The sequence below is a fragment of the Synechococcus sp. PCC 6716 genome, assembly GCF_022570815.1.
Taxonomy (GTDB): Bacteria; Cyanobacteriota; Cyanobacteriia; order Thermosynechococcales; family Thermosynechococcaceae; genus Thermosynechococcus; species Thermosynechococcus lividus.
In genome coordinates, this window is record NZ_JAKLTU010000024.1 from 1 (window position 1) to 16270 (window position 16270).

Below are 16270 nucleotides of genomic sequence, written 5' to 3' on the forward strand. Positions count from 1 at the left end.
CTCCCTGAATAGCTGAGCGTGATAACCCTTTCCCAGTTGATTGGTAGGTTTCTTGGCACAAGTTGAGCGAATAATTCCAGTACCAGCGACAGCAGCCAAAGCTTTTGGCTAGGGCTAATCTCTGTTCGTTGGTTGGGTAGGCTCTGAACTTGTAGGCTTGCAACACTTAGCGCTTTTGGATATTACTGATAATATCTTAGCAGATAGCAAAGCGGATGTGCGACGCACGTTTTTTTATTGGTCGCAATTCATCCCCCGATTCACCTGCGGTAGCATCGGGGACTTCTTGCCACATGTCGTTAAAATCTAAAGGTGAATGGTTCTGAATCCGCGTGAGTAATGCTTAACCTCAAACAACCTTTTCAGTCTTTGCGATGGCTTGGCCAGTGGTGTTGGCTACTGTTGGCTGTGAGTGTGCTGCTGTGGAACTGGAGTGCCCCTGCCATGGCAGCGGTGTCCTCGGCGGGGCATAGTTTTGTGGCCGCAGCGGTGGAGCGAGTAGGGGATGCTGTGGTTCGCATTGATACGGAGCGCACTGTCCTGCGATCGGTGGATCCGCTGTTTAACGACCCCTTCTTCCGCCAGTTTTTTCCAGGGTTAGCGCCGCTGCCCCAAGAGGATCGGCTACGGGGGCAAGGATCGGGATTTATTATCGACAGCAGCGGTATTCTCATGACCAATGCCCACGTGGTCAGCCAGGCGGATACGGTAGCCGTGCGTCTCAAGGATGGGCGCGTGTTTGAAGGGGAGGTGCGCGGTGTAGATGAGGTCTCCGATCTAGCGATTGTCAAGCTGAAGGGGGTTACAGAGCCATTGCCGACAGCTCCTCTGGGCGACTCCAGTGCGGTAAAAGTGGGAGACTGGGCGATCGCCGTGGGGAATCCCCTAGGGTTAGACAATACCGTCACCTTGGGGATTGTGAGCACCCTCCACCGCTCCAGTGCCCAAGTGGGGATTCCCGATAAGCGCCTAGAGTTTATTCAAACCGATGCGGCGATCAACCCAGGGAACTCCGGTGGGCCACTGCTCAATGAAGCCGGGGAAGTGATTGGCATTAATACTGCGATTCGTGCCGATGCCATGGGAATTGGGTTTGCGATTCCGATCAATAAAGCAAAAGCACTGCAAGAGCGCCTTGTGCGCGGTGAAAAAATTAGTCATGCATACCTTGGTGTGCAGATGACTACCTTTACTCCAGCCATGGCCAAGGAAAATAATGCTAACCCCAACTCACCGGTGATGCTGCCGGAGGTCAATGGGGTACTGGTGGTGCAGGTTCTGCCCAATACGCCAGCCGCAAAGGCAGGGTTGCGCTGGGGAGATGTCATTACCGCAGTCGATGGGCAGCCCATTACCAGTGCTGAGGAATTACAGGCCGTGGTTGACGCTTCTAAGGTGGGTCAGGTACTGAACTTAACGATTCAGCGGGGCGATCGCGTCCAGCGGGTGAGCGTACGCACGGCGGAACTGCCTGGGGCGGCCTAGGGATGCCCCTAGGGCTACTGTTGGTGTGGCTTTTTGCCTTGGGTACAAGGCTCTGGGGCTTAGACCGCTTTGACACCCTTGTGTTTGACGAAGTGTATTTTGCCCGCTTTGCCCGCAATTACCTAGCCGGAGAGCCATTCTTTGATGCCCATCCCCCCCTCGGTAAGTACCTGATTGCCCTTGGCATTTGGTTAGCAGGCGGGTTTCAGCCGTGGGGCTATCGCTGGCTCAATGCCGTTGTTGGCTCGCTAATTCCTGTTGCTGCTGCCCTTTTGGCGTATCTGATCACGCGGCGCCAGCGGGTGGGTTTAGTGGCGGGGACGTTTGTGGCCTTAGATGGCTTTTTTTTAGTGGAGTCCCGCTATGCCCTCATTAACGTCTATCTGGTGTTTTTTGGGGTGGTGGCGCAGGTTGTCTGGCTCTGGGGGCAGCAGTGGAAAGCACGGCGGTGGTGGGCACTCATGGGCACAGGGGTGGCCTTGGGAGCCTGCGTGGCGGTTAAGTGGAGTGGTCTGGGGTTTCTCCTCGGGCTGTGGCTGGTGTGGGGAGTGCAGCGCTGGTGGATGCCACAGCGGCAGCGGTATTACACGGCGATGGACATGGTGCTGATCCTACCTCTGGTGGTGTTCACGGTCTATAGTCTGCTGTGGCTGCCCCACTTAGCCTTTCATCCGCACTCCAACCTGTGGCAGGTTCACGCCCAGATGTTTAGTTACCATCGCAGTGTGGCTAGTACCGCTCATCCCTACTGTGCGCCGTGGTGGTCGTGGCCGTTGCTGTTGCGACCCCTGAGTTACTTTTTTCAGCGAGTACACACCCTCAGCGAAGCTGTGCCAGTCATTGGCCCCCCCTTACCTATGGCAGACACGGCTTGGGTGTATGCGGTTCATGCCATGTTTAATCCCCCCTTGCTGTGGCTGAGTACGCTGGCGATGCTGGCAATAATACCGTTGGCAAGGCGATCGCCCGCGGGGCAGTTTTTGCTGCTTAACTATGCGGCGAACTTTCTCCCTTGGGTTTTGGTGAGCCGCTGCCTGTTTCTCTATCACTACCTACCCGCTGCGCTGTACAGTTTTATTGCCCTAGCGGTGGTTTGGGACTGGGCGTGGCGATCGCCACCGTGGGGACGTGCTCTGAGCGTTATGGTGCTACTGCTGATTGTTAGTGGCTTTCTCTACTGGTTGCCAGTGTATTGGGGGCTACCGCTCACCCCTCAGCAGTTTTTTCAGCGGATGTGGTGGCGATCGTGGATCTAATCACTCACATAGCATCAAGCGGGAGGTGGCGCTCTCTTGAGCCAGATTGCCGCTTGGGTTACCGTTGCGATCGCCCAGTTCTTGGAAATTGTGCTGTGCTCGCTGCCACGCCTCCACAAAGCGGCTTACCCGAATCGGATCAATGGGCTGGGTAATTTGGCCATTGCGCTTCAACGAGCTAGCCACAATCACCCCATCGACATAGGGAACCAACTGCTCAACGTTATCCCAAGAGGCGCCACTGCCAATAAACAGCGGTTGACCCTTAGCCGCACTACAGGCGATTGAGAGATCCTCTTCGCTGGGGGGGTGCCCCGTTGCCCAGCCAGAGAGGATCACCCCATCCGCTAAGCCTCGCTCGAAGGTATCGCGAACGGCGGTACTCAGGTTAGGGGTATTTAAGGGTTGGGCGTGCTTGACCATGACATCCGCCAAAATTTTAATGTCTTGCCCCAGTTCACGGCGGTAGCGCAATAGGTGATGGGCTTGGCCTTCAATAATGCCTTGATCCGTAGCCATCACCCCCGTCAGCACATTGACGCGAATAAACTGTGCCCCCGTACACGTAGCGATCGCCAGACCACTGTAGGCATCATTGCGCAGCACATTTAAGCCAATGGGTAAGGCCACCAAATTTTTCAGGCGTTGCACCACCAAGGTCATGGCACTGACCACCGCCGCATCGACACGATCTTTGGTAAAGGGGGCATCAAAAAAGTTTTCAACAATAATCGCATTAGCACCCCCTGAGGCCAAGGCGGTGGCTTCCTGCTCTGCCCGGTCAATCACTGCCTTAAGGCTACCGCCCCAACGGGGAGAGGTGGGCAACGGTAACAGGTGTACAACACCAATCACTGGGGTAGCGGTATTAAAAAGTGTCCGGAGATCCACAACGATTTAGCAGTAGGTTGACAGCGAAATAACAACAAGCGGAGCATAGAGCCTAGGGTGGCACTCTACCGAGTAAACGATGGCAGAATCCACTGATTTAAGTATATCCCCGTCTGACCCCCCCCTCGTGGCGATCGCCCTTGGTAGCAATCTGGGTCAGCCCCGCCAAATCCTACAAGCAGCCGTTTGCGCCCTGCAACAGATACCCCACATCACTGGATTGCACTGCTCTCGGTGGTACCGCACCGCACCAGTGGGACCACCACAGCCGGACTACTGGAATGGCTGCGTCACAGCGTTCACTACCCTCAGCCCCCTAGCATTGTTACACCAACTTCAGGCTATTGAGCAGCAGTTTGGCCGCAAGCGTCATCAACGGTGGGGGCCGCGCACGTTGGATCTCGATCTACTGTTTTACGGCGATACCATTGTCAATACATCAGAGCTAACGCTACCTCATCCTGAGTTAGCCAATCGTCCCTTTGTTCTTGTCCCCTTAGCCGAAATCGCCCCCCAGTGGCGGCATCCCATCCTCACAGACACGATCGCCACCCTACAGGCGCGTTTAGGTGTTGCTGGCATCAAGGCCGTGGCCTCTGCCGATGCGCCCGAAACCATGTTTGTAACTGCTCACAACAGCGATCCGCGAGGATGCCACCTACACTGTGTACCCGATGAAAGGCCGCCGCACTCCTAAAAATTTGTAGCACCGAGTCAATGGCACCGGTCTTCGGATCCGGTGTGCCGTAGATCAGAGTGTGAATGCGGGCTTGGACAATAGCACCCGCACACATGGGGCAGGGTTCGAGGGTGACGTAAAGGCGACAACCGTTCAGGTACCAGGTTCCCAGCCGCTCTCCCGCACGGCGCAGGGCAATGATTTCCGCGTGAGCCGTGGGGTCGTGATCCCGTTGGCGACGATTTTCCCCAGTGGCAATGAGGGTATTATTGGCATCCACAATGACGGCACCCACTGGAACTTCATCCGCACAACCTGCGTGGTGGGCAACGGCGATCGCCTGTTGCATCCAAAACTCGTGTTCTGCTTGCGCTGGTGCTGAACTAATCTCCACCACTGGATCCCCTGACCGCAGCCGCTATGGTACTATTCTTTCAGTTCTCTTGCGATCGCTGATAGTTTAGGAAAACACCATGATTGATGCTCTCATGTTAGTGGCCAAGCTCCCGGAGGCCTATGCTATTTTTGATCCCCTAGTGGATGTGTTGCCGGTGATTCCCGTCTTGTTCTTAGCGCTAGCCTTTGTGTGGCAAGCCGCTGTTGGTTTCCGCTAAGTTGCTGTGCAGTTAAACGTTACTCTTGTGATGCAGCCCCGTTGTGTTCAGCGGGGTTGTTCTATGCTCAGTAATCCATGTCTGTAATGTTCGGCGGGTATGGCGGGTCATAGCAAATGGGCCAATATTAAGCGCCAAAAAGCACGGGTGGATGCCCAAAAAGGTAAAGTCTTTGCGCGGCTCTCCCGGGCAATTATTATTGCTGCCCGCCATGGCGGAGGCGACCCCGCCGGTAATTTTCAACTCCGCAGCGCCATTGAAAAAGCCAAAGCAGCGGGGATTCCCAACGAAAACATCGAGCGGGCGATCGCCAAAGGTACCGGTACCCTTGATAGTGATGTACCCCTTGAAGAAGTCCGCTACGAAGGGTATGGGGCTGGTGGTGTTGCCTTTTTAATTGAGGCGCTAACGGACAACCGCAACCGCACCGCTGCTGACCTGCGGGCTGCCTTTAATAAGCAGGGGGGGAACCTTGGCGAGACGGGTTGTGTTGGGTGGATGTTTGACCTGTGGGGGGTGGTCACCGTTGCTGCCCCCCACGATGAAGAAGCCTTTTTAGAGGCTCTCCTTGCCGCGGAGGTCGAGACCTACGACATCGTGGCGGATGTCGCAGAAGTGCGTTGCCCTGTCGCTGCCTTGGAAGCCGTGAGCAACACCCTCAACCACTATGGCTACCACGTGTTAGAGACTGAGCGCCGCTGGCTCTCTCTGAATACAGTGGAGGTGAGCGATGAGGAGACGGCCCGCCGCGTCTTGCGGTTGCTGGATGCCCTCGAAACCCTTGACGATATCCAAAGTGTTGCCACTAATGCGGTCATCAGCGACGCTCTAATGGAGATGGTGGACGTTTAGGAATCCGTGTTTGTACGGTATTTTCAGGAACCTATTTACCAAAAATTTCGGCAAAATTTGAGTAAAAACACGGTAGTTGGCAGGTCATCAGAGTGCGACTATACCTATTAGGTTGTAGTAGTCCACTGACTGAACAACCCTGTCTCAGCCGTTGTGTGTCATCCAGATTGAGTTTCCAGCTTGGGCGATCGCTCCTTTCCTTCAGGCTTGATGCTGTGTTGAGTATGTCTGAATAGATATACTCGCACATCTACTGTGTGCTCCCTCCATTTGTGTGTCTCCCGTGTCGGCTCTTGTGTGTTCCTAAGTTCCCTGTTGATCGGTTGGCAGAATTTGAATTTGCGTCGGTTCATTGACTGTGCAGGTACAATGCTGTAAGGGGGGGGGCTGAGGCCATCCCCACGTGACACCAATACAACCTGCTGCACTAGCGCGTTGTGCCATGAGGCCATCGGCATCTGCATCACCAATAACAACTGTCTGCGCGGGGGGAATCGCCAATTCAGCGCAGATTTTTTTGAGGGGGGCTGGGTCAGGCTTTGCAGGCAGGCGATCGCTGCCCATAGCACTTCTAAAAAAGTGAGCGAGCTGGTAGGTGGCTAAAAACGCCTGTACCTCCTCGGTGCAATCCCCAGACAGCACTGCTAGCGCTAGGCCAGCCGTCTTCAGCCGTTGCAGCAGATCGATGACCCCGGGCAATGGTGGTGTGAAGGGAGCTTTGGGGCTAAACGTGCGATCCGCTTCAGCAAAGGCCTGTTCAGCGATTTCCCGAGCGGCTATCCAACCATAGCCATAGCCAGCAAGATGGGCAGCAGCAGCAATCAGATTCTCATAGCGGCTCCCCACCGCCTGTAGCCCCTGCGGCTGGATCTGATGCGCTGAACTCCCAAAGCTACGCAGCAGAGGAGCTTCAAGATCAGGGGCGATCGCGGCCACTTGCCGTGCGCGTTCTAGAGCCAACTGGTGGAGGTAGCTCGCCGAGTTCGCTAAAGTACCATCTTTGTCAAACACAACTGCGGCAATATTGCTAAAGCGTACCGTCTCCTTGGGAAGTTGGCATAACAGAGTAACGCTCATCAAAGGTAAGCTCACACAGAATGAGTTAACTGGATGTCCATCAAGACCCAACCTCTATTAAAACTTGGACACTCTCACAGCGATAGGTGCGATAGAGCCTGAGCCAGTAGTCCAGTATCCGTAACGGCAATGTTGCCTCTGGTTCAACCTGAAACTCTAGATGCAGAATGCAGTGTTGCGTTTGTACGAGGGTGACGCCATCCGCACAAATCGGTTCGAGGTTCAGTTCGGTTTTGAGAACTGAAACATTTTCTGAGGCATTGTTGAGGAGCCACTGGGTAAAGGCTGTCGGGTATTCTTCAGCAAGGTATTTACAGAGGTTATCTCGCATTCCTCCAGCTTATCGAGACCATGACCCACAGCCATCATGGCTAGACCTTCAACAGCATAGAATTCTAGCCTGTGGGCTGAGAGTCTAGCCACATTGCGAGATCGTTAAAGTCTTGGAAATCGAGAAGAGCTTCTCCTAAAGCATCCAACTGCTCCAGAGATAAGCCATGGATATGTTGAACCACAGCATCGGGTAAAGTCCCCAATCGGCAGCGAAGTTGACGGAGAATAAGGGTACATTCTCCCTCCAATTGACCTTCTTGTCGGCCACGCTGGAGGCCAATCTGCTCTCCTTCTCGTCGGCCCTTGCGTTCCCCTTCCTGAAGAATTTCTTGGTAAATCACAGATTCGCGCATCATTCCCTCCCGAAAAATCGCTTGAATCATCTCTTTACTGTACTGTAACCCAGCTAGCAGTTGAACGATGGTACTCAACTCTTGTTGTGCTTGCTTGGAGTCAATCTGACGAATCTGGTCAGCAACCGCTTGCAACAAACCAGCTTCGTTATTCGTTTTCCCCAAAACTGCAAACGGCAATAGACCGGGAATGGCAAAAAATTGCTGTGGGTCTTCTTCCCAGAGTTTCACCACTCGGTAGCGATGAGTGGTGTTTGGCAACTCAAAGACATTGGGCACGTGCACCCGTGTTCGTCGCAGCAGGATTAAGACTTGGACAATCTCGCATTGGTAAGTGCGATAGAGCCTCAGCCAGTAGTCCAGCATTCGTAACGGTAATGTTGCCTCTGGTTCAACCTGAAACTCTAGATGCAGAATGCAGTGTTGCGTTTGTACGAGGGTGACGCCATCCGCACGAATCGGTTCGAGGTTCAGTTCGGTTTTGAGCACCGAGACATCGGCTGAAGCATCGTTGAGAAGCCACTGGGTAAAGGCTGTCGGGTATTCTTCAGCAAGGTATTTACAGAGGTTATCTCGCATTCCTCCAGCTTATCGAGACCATGACCCACAGCTATCATGGCTAGACCTTCAACAGCACATTTGGCAAGCTGTTCCTGTACCTCTATCTCATCGATACTTAAGGAGACTTTCGTTCCCCAAGTGCCGGAAAGGGCAAGGTCTCAACCGTGAGTACTTGCGGCGGAGTGGCATCGGGCGGGTATAGCATAGTGAACTGCACAAAGCGGGTTTCGTTCGGTTGTAGGGTCAGCCGCACAAGATCGCCCCCTTGCTGGCCTTGGCGCTGTACAAGGTGAATGATCCGACTTTGGGGTGCTCCCTGATCATCTCGATAGCGCAACCGTACACTACCTCGAAAGAAAATGCGGTTGGGTGGCTCAGCAAAAAATCGCAGGGTTGGCGCTGGTACATCAAATTTAATGGGGGTTTGTAGAGCAAGGCGAATGGTTTGGGGGCGATCGCTCTGGTTGTGTAAGGGCAAAACGAGATCGTACTCAACGGCGTAGTTGCCATGGGCGGCGTAGGCGGTATCAGGATAGCGCACCACCAAGGGAGCCGTTTGAATTTGGTCTGTGCCTAAACGACCGGCCACAAGGGAACTCAAGGGATAGGAAAATGCCTCGCCAGTGTTTGGAATTGGGATCGGCGTTTGCTGCGGATTATGCCAACGCGACCCTAGAGCCACCCCGGCCACGCGGCTGTAAATGATATTGCCGGGTTGATTGGGGGGGCTAGGTGGGCGATCGCGGGGGGTCACCAATCCCCCTTGGTGCAATGTTTCCTGCCACTGGGCAAGGGTAGGTTCATCCTCAGGAGCAAAGCGTGCCAAGCTAGCCAGATAAATATCGCCACTACTGCGGGCACGGATGAGTAGGGAGCGGCCATTCAACGGGGGGTCTAGACCTTTAACCGGAATCGGCAAATTTGCAATAAGGCCATAGGAGCGGGGCGGCAGGACAATTTGGCTTGGCCAACCCTCTTGACGGCGGCGGCGCAAAATATCCAGCATGACGCGATCGCCAGGACCAGCAAAGATTTGCCCGAGATCGTTAGCCTGTTGATCTGGCAAGGGGACAAATGGGGCATCAGGCTGACTGAGGTAGCTAGCCGCGTGCAGGAGGTCAATGGTGACTGGGGTTGCACCGGGATTGTAGGCCAAAATTCCCACGTAGAGGGTGGTTAAATCCGCAGGATCAGGGGGTTTGGCAATGTGATGGGCAAAAATATCAAAGCGACCGCGAAAAGCATAGTTCAGATGAGCCGCAGGAGTGGCCTTACCGCTGGCCGGAAATGTGGATAGCAAAATTCCTTGGCGCTGAACGACTTCGGGACTGTTGCTATTGAACACGGGCACCTGATCTAAGCCCCCTGGGAGGGGTAAGATTTGCTGTTGCTGCTCAAGTGTGGCAGGCGGTTGAGCCACAATCGGCGCGGCCCACAACAGTGCCGCGAGACTGCCGCAGGAGAGTCGTAAATTCACAGGCATCATTGCGGTTAGTAGCTAATTTGCAGGGTCACCGTTGCTGCCACCTCTAGCTCTCCAGCAACGACCGGGGTACTATCGGCCATGGCCGGCGCAGCAAAGCGTACTGGGCTGGGGGGTGGGGTGGCTTGGTTGATCTGAATACTGACTACTTGGCGCGGTTGCAGGTTCAAGGCGCTCAACACAGCTTGGGCTTGGGACTGGGCATCTTGGGTGGCTCGCTGTAGGGCAGTGCGCTGAGCAGCAGCAAGGGTTGTGTCGGGKGCAGTAAAGCTAATACTGTCAATAGTGGTGGCTCCAGCTTGCACAGCAGCATCAAGCAGGGCACCAACGCGATCGCTCGGCAGACGAAAACTAAGCGTATTGCGACCAATGTAGCCCACCAATAGGCGCTGATTATTACTGAACTGATAGTCAGGAGTCAAGCTAAGACCCGTAGTTTGCAGTTGGCTCACCTCTCGCCCCCGCAGCACCGCTAACACAGCATTAGCCTTACGGGCAACGTCTTGCTGTACCTCCTGAGCCGTACGCCCGCGCACCTCCACCCCCAGCGTTACTTGGGCAAGGGTTGCCGTCACCGCCTCTGTTCCACGCCCAGTCACTGTCAGGGTACGCAGTGCCTCTTGAGCCATCGTTGGTAGAGCTACGCTGCCCCAAAGCAAGGTACTGAGGCTCAGCGCATAGAGTTTGGTTAGGGTGTTGTTCACAGAATTTTACTAGAAATCAACTAGTCACACGTGTGTACTAGCGAGCGGTAAGGTATCTCAATTATACAACAGGAGTTTACGGATTTCCTTTTGATGGATGAAAAGGCTGTTAGTCCATTAACGAGTTAAAGTGGCTTGGCGACCTGCTAGCTCTTCCGCTAGCAGTTTGGTGTAGATGTCTTCGAGGTGGGGCGTCATCAGGTTGCTTTCAATCCCGTAACCAAGGCTTGTCCACGTGCCTGACAACAGGTCAAAGACAGCTTGCACCTCACCCTCCCGCAGCAATTTGGAAATGTCAGCGTTCCATGCATTGGCATCTGTTAACCAGCGATAGACCACTTGATCTTGATATTCCGGAGCAAAGTTATACTGGCTCCAAAACCATCCGGGCGGGTTCGGGTGATAGTGGGCGGCTTTTTCTGCCCAAGTAGAGCTAAGAAACTGGTACCGCCCCGCAGCCGTTGTACACAGGTGCTGGTTGGGGCCTCGGCGAATAGGAATACAACGATCGGGATGACGGCTAAGGTCGTGGACGTGATCACCACCGTAGAGGAGGGTGTAGGGGCTAGGATCGTTGGCTTCGCTTGCGGAAATGGTGCGCATGAGGGCACGGATGTAGGGATCGCCACCTTCCATGACCAAGGGGGGAATTTGGCCAGGGTGCCAACGGTACCATAGGAGCGCAGGCGATCGCCCGCCCAAAAACCCATAGCTGACCCCTGCAACCAATGATCCAACAATCAACCAGCGCCAAAACCGCACAATCACCTATCCTCAAATCACGGAATACAGCGGAACAACTCAGAGTAAGGCACGGGAGATTGATCGGCGCGGCTCACTACCTCAATAATTTTGTTTTTTGCGGCAGCGTCGCCAAGGGCAGCAACGCAGATGTCAGCGACCTGTGAGCGTGAGATACTCCCTTCAAAAAGGGTGTCGGCGGCAGCCATCACCGGATATCCACCCTCCTCTGTATCTTTAAGGCCTCCCGGACGGACTATCGTGTAAGTCAGACCGCTGTCCTGTAAATAACGTTCCGCCTGCTGCTTCCAATACAGAATTAACCAAAAGAGATTTAGGGGATGAAAAAACTGGGAGACACAAAGGGAGGAAACGAGAACGAACTGCTGCACTCCGCTGTACTTAGCAGCATCCACTAAATTTTTGGTGCCGAGATAATCTACACTGAAGGGGTCTAAGGGGTTGAGGCTGGGACTTGCCCCTGTGGCGCAAATAATACTTTCACAATTGCTCAGAGCACTCTCTAGAGTTTGGGGTTGGGTAACATCCCCTAGGCGAATATCGACACCGCCATTAGGCCACTGCTGCTGCGCCTTCGTCAGGTTCCGGACAACAGCAATGGGGGAGTGCCCCGCCTGCTGTAGGGCAGTAACAATCCGTCGGCCGGTACGGCCTGTGGCACCAATAACAGCTACATTCACGGTCATAGTCCAGCGATGTTGATTGATATGTTATTGAGTTTGGAGTTAGTTGTGAATTTGTAAATCGGCATACAATCTATAGTATCTGGGCATTGCATCGGCTACCGAAGATAAGGTTACTGCCGCAGTCCTAGGGCAACACCCAGAAAAGTAAGCGTAGAATGATTGTGGTCGGAGGGAGGGTATGCCTGCTCAGGGAGGGCAATCCTTGCTTTTTTAGATATACTCAAGAGCTGTTTCAATGACCCCCACCTAGCATCCGCCGAGGTGGGGGAGTGACCGGAGATAACCCGGTCGTAGCTGCGAATAGGCCACCAAGGTTAGTACGGCAACACTTCCGGTTGCTTCTCTAAATCGGATTATCTGTAAGGCCTTGGAATCTCAGGGAGTGGGTTCAGCCCAGAAACACCGTGCTAACTGGCTTAAGAGACCTGTAGTTTTGGAATTATCTTCCATGCAACGCATCCCCGTCCAAAACCCTGATGGTACTCCTGCCATGCCCACCAAGCGCAGTCGCGCGCAGCGATGGGTAGAGCAAGGCAGAGCAACATGGGTAAAAACAAATCTCCGCCTTAAGGCCGTGCGCCTGAACGCCGAACCATCGGGTCGTAAGCGAGCAAAATCTGGGAAAGGTTTCTCTTCGGTCATGGTAGGGCAAACCTACGCCATTGAGAAAATGGAGCAAATTGCCCCCGTCTACACTCGCGACGGGTGGCAGCCGGACGGCAATGGCACCGCTCAACTTCGCTCTGCCTTGGGATTGAAGACGTCTCAGGACAAAGCAGAACAAATTCCCCAGACCCATGCGGTAGATGGTATCGCCCTAGCTTGTGGATACTTCATTGAATATCGTCCCTTCCACCGGAAACGCAGTCACGGTTATCTTTGGTTTGGAAAGGTTAAGCTCACATCTGCCCCATTTGTGGTGATTAAACGCCCACCCATCAGTCGTCGGCAATTACACCTGATGCTTCCGAAAAAGAAGGGTCTACGCCGCAAATACGGGGGCACAGTAACCCGCCATGGATTCCGGAAAGGGGATCTAGTGCGGGCTGAGATGGCAGGTTGCGTCTCGGTGGGCTACGTGAGTGGGGATACGACTCGGCAAGTTTCTGTTTGTGAGTTTACTTGGAAGCGTATTGGGCAGTTTAGTGCTGCCAAGGTTGAGCTACTCTATCGCGCCACGGGTATTTTGGTCAGTTGCCCGCAGAGATTGTCAGTCAGTGGGGCATTTAACCCCGCTGCTTGACGCTTGTTTCCTCCGCCACCTGCGGTGCGAGGTGGGGGTTTCCACAAGGAGTTTTTGATGAATCATCGTCCTGTGCATCCCGCTATTGTCAGTCGCGTGGAACCGGGCTCGATTGCTGCAGACCTTGGTTTTGAGCCAGGGGATGCGTTGTTAGCTATCAATGGCGATCGCCCCCGCGATCTCATTGACTACCGCTTCCTGTGCGCAGATGAGGTGCTAACGCTAGAAGTCCTTGGTAAAGACGGTCAAACCTATACCCTAGAAATTGAGAAGGAAGCGGATGATGACCTCGGGCTGGAGTTCACCACAGCTCTATTTGATGGTTTGCTCCAGTGCAACAATCGCTGCCCCTTTTGCTTTATTGATCAACAGCCACCCGGCAAGCGGCAGAGCCTCTATGCCAAGGATGATGACTATCGCCTGAGTTTTCTTTACGGTAGCTACCTCACGCTGACGAATCTCACGGCACCAGAGTGGCAACGGATTGCCCGGCTGCGCCTGTCGCCCCTGTATGTCTCTGTGCATGCAACGGTTGCCAGCGTTCGCCAACGCCTCCTCAAAAATCCGCGTGCTGGCGAGATTCTGCGACAGCTTGCTTGGTTTCAGGAACAACGATTGCAACTCCATGCCCAAGTGGTGGTGTGTCCGGGCATTAATGACGGGCAGTGCCTTGAGCAAACCCTGCGGGATTTAGCGAGCTTTTACCACCCAGATTGGCCGACGGTTCTTTCGGTTGCGGTGGTACCCGTGGGGTTAACCCGCTTTCGCCCCGCTGATGATGAACTGGTACCGGTGACCCCTGATGATGCCCGCACCGTCTTGCGGCAGGTACAAGCTCTTCAGGAGCACTTTCAGCGCCAATGGGGTACTCCCTTTGTCTGGCTGGCAGATGAGTGGTTTTTAATTGCTGGCAGACCGCTGCCTCCTGCCACCCATTACCAAGATTATCCACAACTGAGTAACGGTGTGGGTACGATTCGTCTGTTTTTAGAAGAGTTTGCCGCCCACAGCCACGACTTACCCACCCGCTTGCCGACAGCGCGCCATTTAAGCTGGGTGGTGGGTAATGCGGTCGGCGAGGCATTCCAGCCCCTTGTAACCCGTCTCAACCAAATTCAGAACCTTCGCCTTGATCTCTATCCGCTAGCTAGTGATTACTGGGGGCAAGCCATGACGGTTACTGGATTACTAACAGGCCATGACTTAATCTATCACCTACAAGGAAAACCCTTGGGCGATCGCCTACTACTGCCGAGTATCATGCTCAAACACGATGAGGCTGTTTTTTTAGATGATCTCTCCCTTGAAACGGTGGCAGACGCTCTACAAGTCCCTATTCAAGTTGTCAGCGGCGGTGCAGCTGGTTTGATTGCGGCCTGTACCTCTAGCTAGAGAGGGATCTAAAGTTTGTTCTACGAACTATTCGGGTTGCCAGGGAAGCCAATCTTCATCTAGAGCCTGCTCTAAGGTAAACTCTGGCTCTTGTGGAATCATGTTAGCATTCAACTCACTTGCATTGAGAAACAGTTTTCTGCCATTGCGATATTCTAGGTCAAAGTTCTCACTAAGATAATTTTTTAAGCTGGGACTATCTTTGAGTATGGCTTGAATTTTTAAGCGGAAGTTGGCAACTTCAAGCTTCCAACTTCGGAAACAATTTTTTCGTTCGGATTCCCAATACTTTAGTTTAAGAAAATGCTCACATAATCGCATTAAATAGCTAGAAATTGCTCGTTTCTCGCTTTTTCCCAAGCTCTCAATCTCCTCAATTAAATTTTCTAGGTCAAGGTTATCGAAGTCTCGCACTTTTAACTGAGCAACAGTTGCATTTAACCAGCACTGGTAGTCCGTCTCATATAATGATGCAAGCTGGGTCTTTACCTCAGATTTGACGGTCTCAGAATGCATGATGGGTTCTCCTGACTGTTATTCATGACTACACTCATCGCAAAATTTGCGCCCAAATGCCAAACTCAGAAGTGAAGTAGGTAGGGGCGAGCGTCAGTAAAGTAGTAAAGTATTTAGACCATTCCGTCCTAAAGGACAGAGCCTGTCTCTTGATTGACGTTGTCAGCGTCCCAATTTGTTAGGAATGCCGTCGCACCCCCCAGGAATGGTTTCGCGAGCGCGGCTGCCACACCACGCACAGCAATAGTAGCGCTGCTCTTCGGAAAGGTTTTTGACATTACTAAAATTGACATCTTCCACCACCGCACCAGTATAGGCACCCGTCCGAAAATTCGGTGGATTGAGGCGATCGCGAGGGCTAGCTTGCTCCACTGAACCGTAAAATAAGCGAGTTCGGCTCATATCCACGCCAGTGAAGTCTGCCCCTTGCAAAATAGCTCCGGCCAAATTAGCGCGAGTGAGGTTGCAATTGCGGAACTGCACTCCTGTGAGGTTGGCATCACTTAACTCCGTCCAGCGCAAATCGGTGCCACTCAGATCGGTGCCCGCTAGCATACTGCCTAGGTTAATGACCCGTACGCCATACTCAATATCTTCTTCATAACCGCCTAAGCCATCAAAAATTGCTCGCCCTAGGCGGCGATCGCGCTTCAAAGGAGCTAGCAGCTTTGCCCCTGAGAGAAAACGAATGATTTTTGCTTTACCTTCGGCATCTAAGCCTGCCAAAATAGCCGCCGTGCGCCCCTCGGCGATCGCCCGTTCAGGGGGCCAGTCCTCCAATAGCCCTTGGTCATCCAAAATAAGGTCAGAAATGCCCTGAAAATAGCTATCAATGGTTTGCTGTTGGGTAATCCGGTTTTGTTGGGTAGTGAGGTCCCGCGAGATCACGTACTGCCGCCATGCCACGTAGGCCGCCAGCAGTGCCACTAAAATTTGACCCAAGGCACCAAAGCCTTCTGCTAGGGCACCCACCGCATCCCAATTGGTGCCTTGAAAGCGACCACGAATCCAGTCCATCGCGCCGGTCATGCCAATTAGCGCCAAGACGGTTAAGCTCAGCCCCACCGTAGCAAAGATGAACTGCCGTTGTTGCGCCGTTAAATCTTCTGTAAACCAGTGATAGGTGGAGTGCCAAACAATGGGGAAACTGAACACCCCCAACAGCAAAGCAGCGGCCACTCCCACCGCATCCCAATCCAACGCCCACGCCACCAGCACCACAAGGATAGTTACTGGTGTTAAGGCAGTGCGCAACGAGATCCACAGGGTTTGCCAACGACTGCGAGCAGCCAGAACTTTACTTAAGCGTAACGCCGCGGTGTTTGCCTCACGGAGGCCTGTCTCCCGAGACCATTGCTGTTCTTCGCCCATCGTGGTTGCCTT

The 16270-nt window shown here is 53.6% G+C and carries 19 protein-coding genes; 7 read left to right on the forward strand and 12 right to left on the reverse strand.

Annotation, left to right across the window (positions count from 1 at the left end):
• Positions 1 to 166, reverse strand: a 166-nt coding sequence (locus L5220_RS10320) for a helix-turn-helix domain-containing protein (protein ID WP_499573493.1), incomplete at its 3' end; no start/stop codon positions are given.
• 173 nt (positions 167 to 339) lie between these two features.
• Here L5220_RS10320 and L5220_RS10325 point away from each other — a divergent pair.
• A complete protein-coding gene (locus tag L5220_RS10325) occupies positions 340 to 1485 on the forward strand; it encodes an HhoA/HhoB/HtrA family serine endopeptidase (RefSeq protein ID WP_499573418.1) in 1146 nt (381 codons plus the stop codon).
• Between the two features lie 2 nt (positions 1486 to 1487).
• Positions 1488 to 2741, forward strand: coding sequence for a phospholipid carrier-dependent glycosyltransferase (locus tag L5220_RS10330; RefSeq protein WP_499573420.1), 1254 nt, complete (start codon positions 1488 to 1490; stop codon positions 2739 to 2741).
• Here the strand turns inward: L5220_RS10330 and btpA are convergent, their stop codons facing one another.
• Positions 2742 to 3632 (reverse strand): photosystem I biogenesis protein BtpA, encoded by an 891-nt coding sequence (gene btpA / locus L5220_RS10335; RefSeq protein WP_499573422.1) that lies wholly within the window; start codon positions 3630 to 3632, stop codon positions 2742 to 2744.
• A 79-nt stretch (positions 3633 to 3711) separates the two neighbouring features.
• On the opposite strand from btpA, the gene folK reads away from it, so the two are divergent.
• The gene (gene folK / locus L5220_RS10340; protein ID WP_499573424.1) at positions 3712 to 4329 is read left to right on the forward strand and encodes a 2-amino-4-hydroxy-6-hydroxymethyldihydropteridine diphosphokinase; all 618 of its coding nucleotides are present in this window, start codon (positions 3712 to 3714) and stop codon (positions 4327 to 4329) included.
• Here the strand turns inward: folK and tadA are convergent.
• Positions 4214 to 4705 (reverse strand): tRNA adenosine(34) deaminase TadA, encoded by a 492-nt coding sequence (tadA, locus tag L5220_RS10345; protein ID WP_499573426.1) that lies wholly within the window; start codon positions 4703 to 4705, stop codon positions 4214 to 4216. The two genes, folK and tadA, sit on opposite strands and share 116 nt — an antisense overlap.
• 79 nt (positions 4706 to 4784) lie before the next feature.
• Between tadA and L5220_RS10350 the strand changes: the two genes are divergently transcribed.
• The gene (locus L5220_RS10350) at positions 4785 to 4925 is read left to right on the forward strand and encodes a photosystem II reaction center protein K (protein WP_499573428.1); all 141 of its coding nucleotides are present in this window, start codon (positions 4785 to 4787) and stop codon (positions 4923 to 4925) included.
• Positions 4926 to 5024: 99 nt separating this feature from the next.
• On the forward strand, positions 5025 to 5777 hold the full coding sequence (locus L5220_RS10355) for a YebC/PmpR family DNA-binding transcriptional regulator (RefSeq protein ID WP_499573430.1): 753 nt from the start codon (positions 5025 to 5027) through the stop codon (positions 5775 to 5777).
• 303 nt (positions 5778 to 6080) lie between these two features.
• Here the strand turns inward: L5220_RS10355 and L5220_RS10360 are convergent, their stop codons facing one another.
• From L5220_RS10360 to L5220_RS10390, 7 genes are all read right to left on the reverse strand, one after another.
• Complete coding sequence (locus L5220_RS10360) at positions 6081 to 6854, reverse strand: HAD family hydrolase (protein WP_499573432.1); 774 nt, start codon at positions 6852 to 6854, stop codon at positions 6081 to 6083.
• Between the two features lie 40 nt (positions 6855 to 6894).
• Positions 6895 to 7185 carry a hypothetical protein gene (locus L5220_RS10365; RefSeq protein WP_499573434.1) on the reverse strand — a complete coding sequence of 97 codons (291 nt, stop codon included), beginning with the start codon at positions 7183 to 7185 and terminating at the stop codon, positions 6895 to 6897.
• 64 nt (positions 7186 to 7249) lie between these two features.
• Complete coding sequence (locus tag L5220_RS10370) at positions 7250 to 8119, reverse strand: Rpn family recombination-promoting nuclease/putative transposase (RefSeq protein WP_499573435.1); 870 nt, start codon at positions 8117 to 8119, stop codon at positions 7250 to 7252.
• A 97-nt stretch (positions 8120 to 8216) separates the two neighbouring features.
• Positions 8217 to 9578: a DUF3370 domain-containing protein gene (locus L5220_RS10375; protein WP_499573437.1), complete on the reverse strand. Its 1362-nt coding sequence runs from the start codon at positions 9576 to 9578 to the stop codon at positions 8217 to 8219.
• Between the two features lie 14 nt (positions 9579 to 9592).
• Entirely contained in the window at positions 9593 to 10288 is a 696-nt protein-coding gene (locus L5220_RS10380; protein ID WP_499573439.1) for an SIMPL domain-containing protein, read from the reverse strand.
• A gap of 117 nt (positions 10289 to 10405) precedes the next feature.
• Positions 10406 to 10990: a glycoside hydrolase family 24 protein gene (locus L5220_RS10385; protein WP_499573494.1), complete on the reverse strand. Its 585-nt coding sequence runs from the start codon at positions 10988 to 10990 to the stop codon at positions 10406 to 10408.
• Between the two features lie 77 nt (positions 10991 to 11067).
• On the reverse strand, positions 11068 to 11736 hold the full coding sequence (locus L5220_RS10390; RefSeq protein ID WP_499573441.1) for an SDR family oxidoreductase: 669 nt from the start codon (positions 11734 to 11736) through the stop codon (positions 11068 to 11070).
• A gap of 448 nt (positions 11737 to 12184) precedes the next feature.
• Between L5220_RS10390 and L5220_RS10395 the strand changes: the two genes are divergently transcribed.
• Both L5220_RS10395 and L5220_RS10400 read left to right on the forward strand, forming a co-directional pair.
• On the forward strand, positions 12185 to 12979 hold the full coding sequence (locus L5220_RS10395) for a hypothetical protein (protein ID WP_499573443.1): 795 nt from the start codon (positions 12185 to 12187) through the stop codon (positions 12977 to 12979).
• Between the two features lie 57 nt (positions 12980 to 13036).
• Positions 13037 to 14371 (forward strand): TIGR03279 family radical SAM protein, encoded by a 1335-nt coding sequence (locus L5220_RS10400; protein WP_448526516.1) that lies wholly within the window; start codon positions 13037 to 13039, stop codon positions 14369 to 14371.
• Positions 14372 to 14398: 27 nt separating this feature from the next.
• Here the strand turns inward: L5220_RS10400 and L5220_RS10405 are convergent, their stop codons facing one another.
• Together L5220_RS10405 and L5220_RS10410 are read right to left on the reverse strand one after the other, a co-directional pair.
• On the reverse strand, positions 14399 to 14887 hold the full coding sequence (locus L5220_RS10405) for a DUF29 domain-containing protein (RefSeq protein ID WP_448525546.1): 489 nt from the start codon (positions 14885 to 14887) through the stop codon (positions 14399 to 14401).
• 162 nt (positions 14888 to 15049) lie between these two features.
• Complete coding sequence (locus tag L5220_RS10410) at positions 15050 to 16258, reverse strand: pentapeptide repeat-containing protein (protein WP_448525545.1); 1209 nt, start codon at positions 16256 to 16258, stop codon at positions 15050 to 15052.
• Positions 16259 to 16270: the final 12 nt, after the last annotated feature.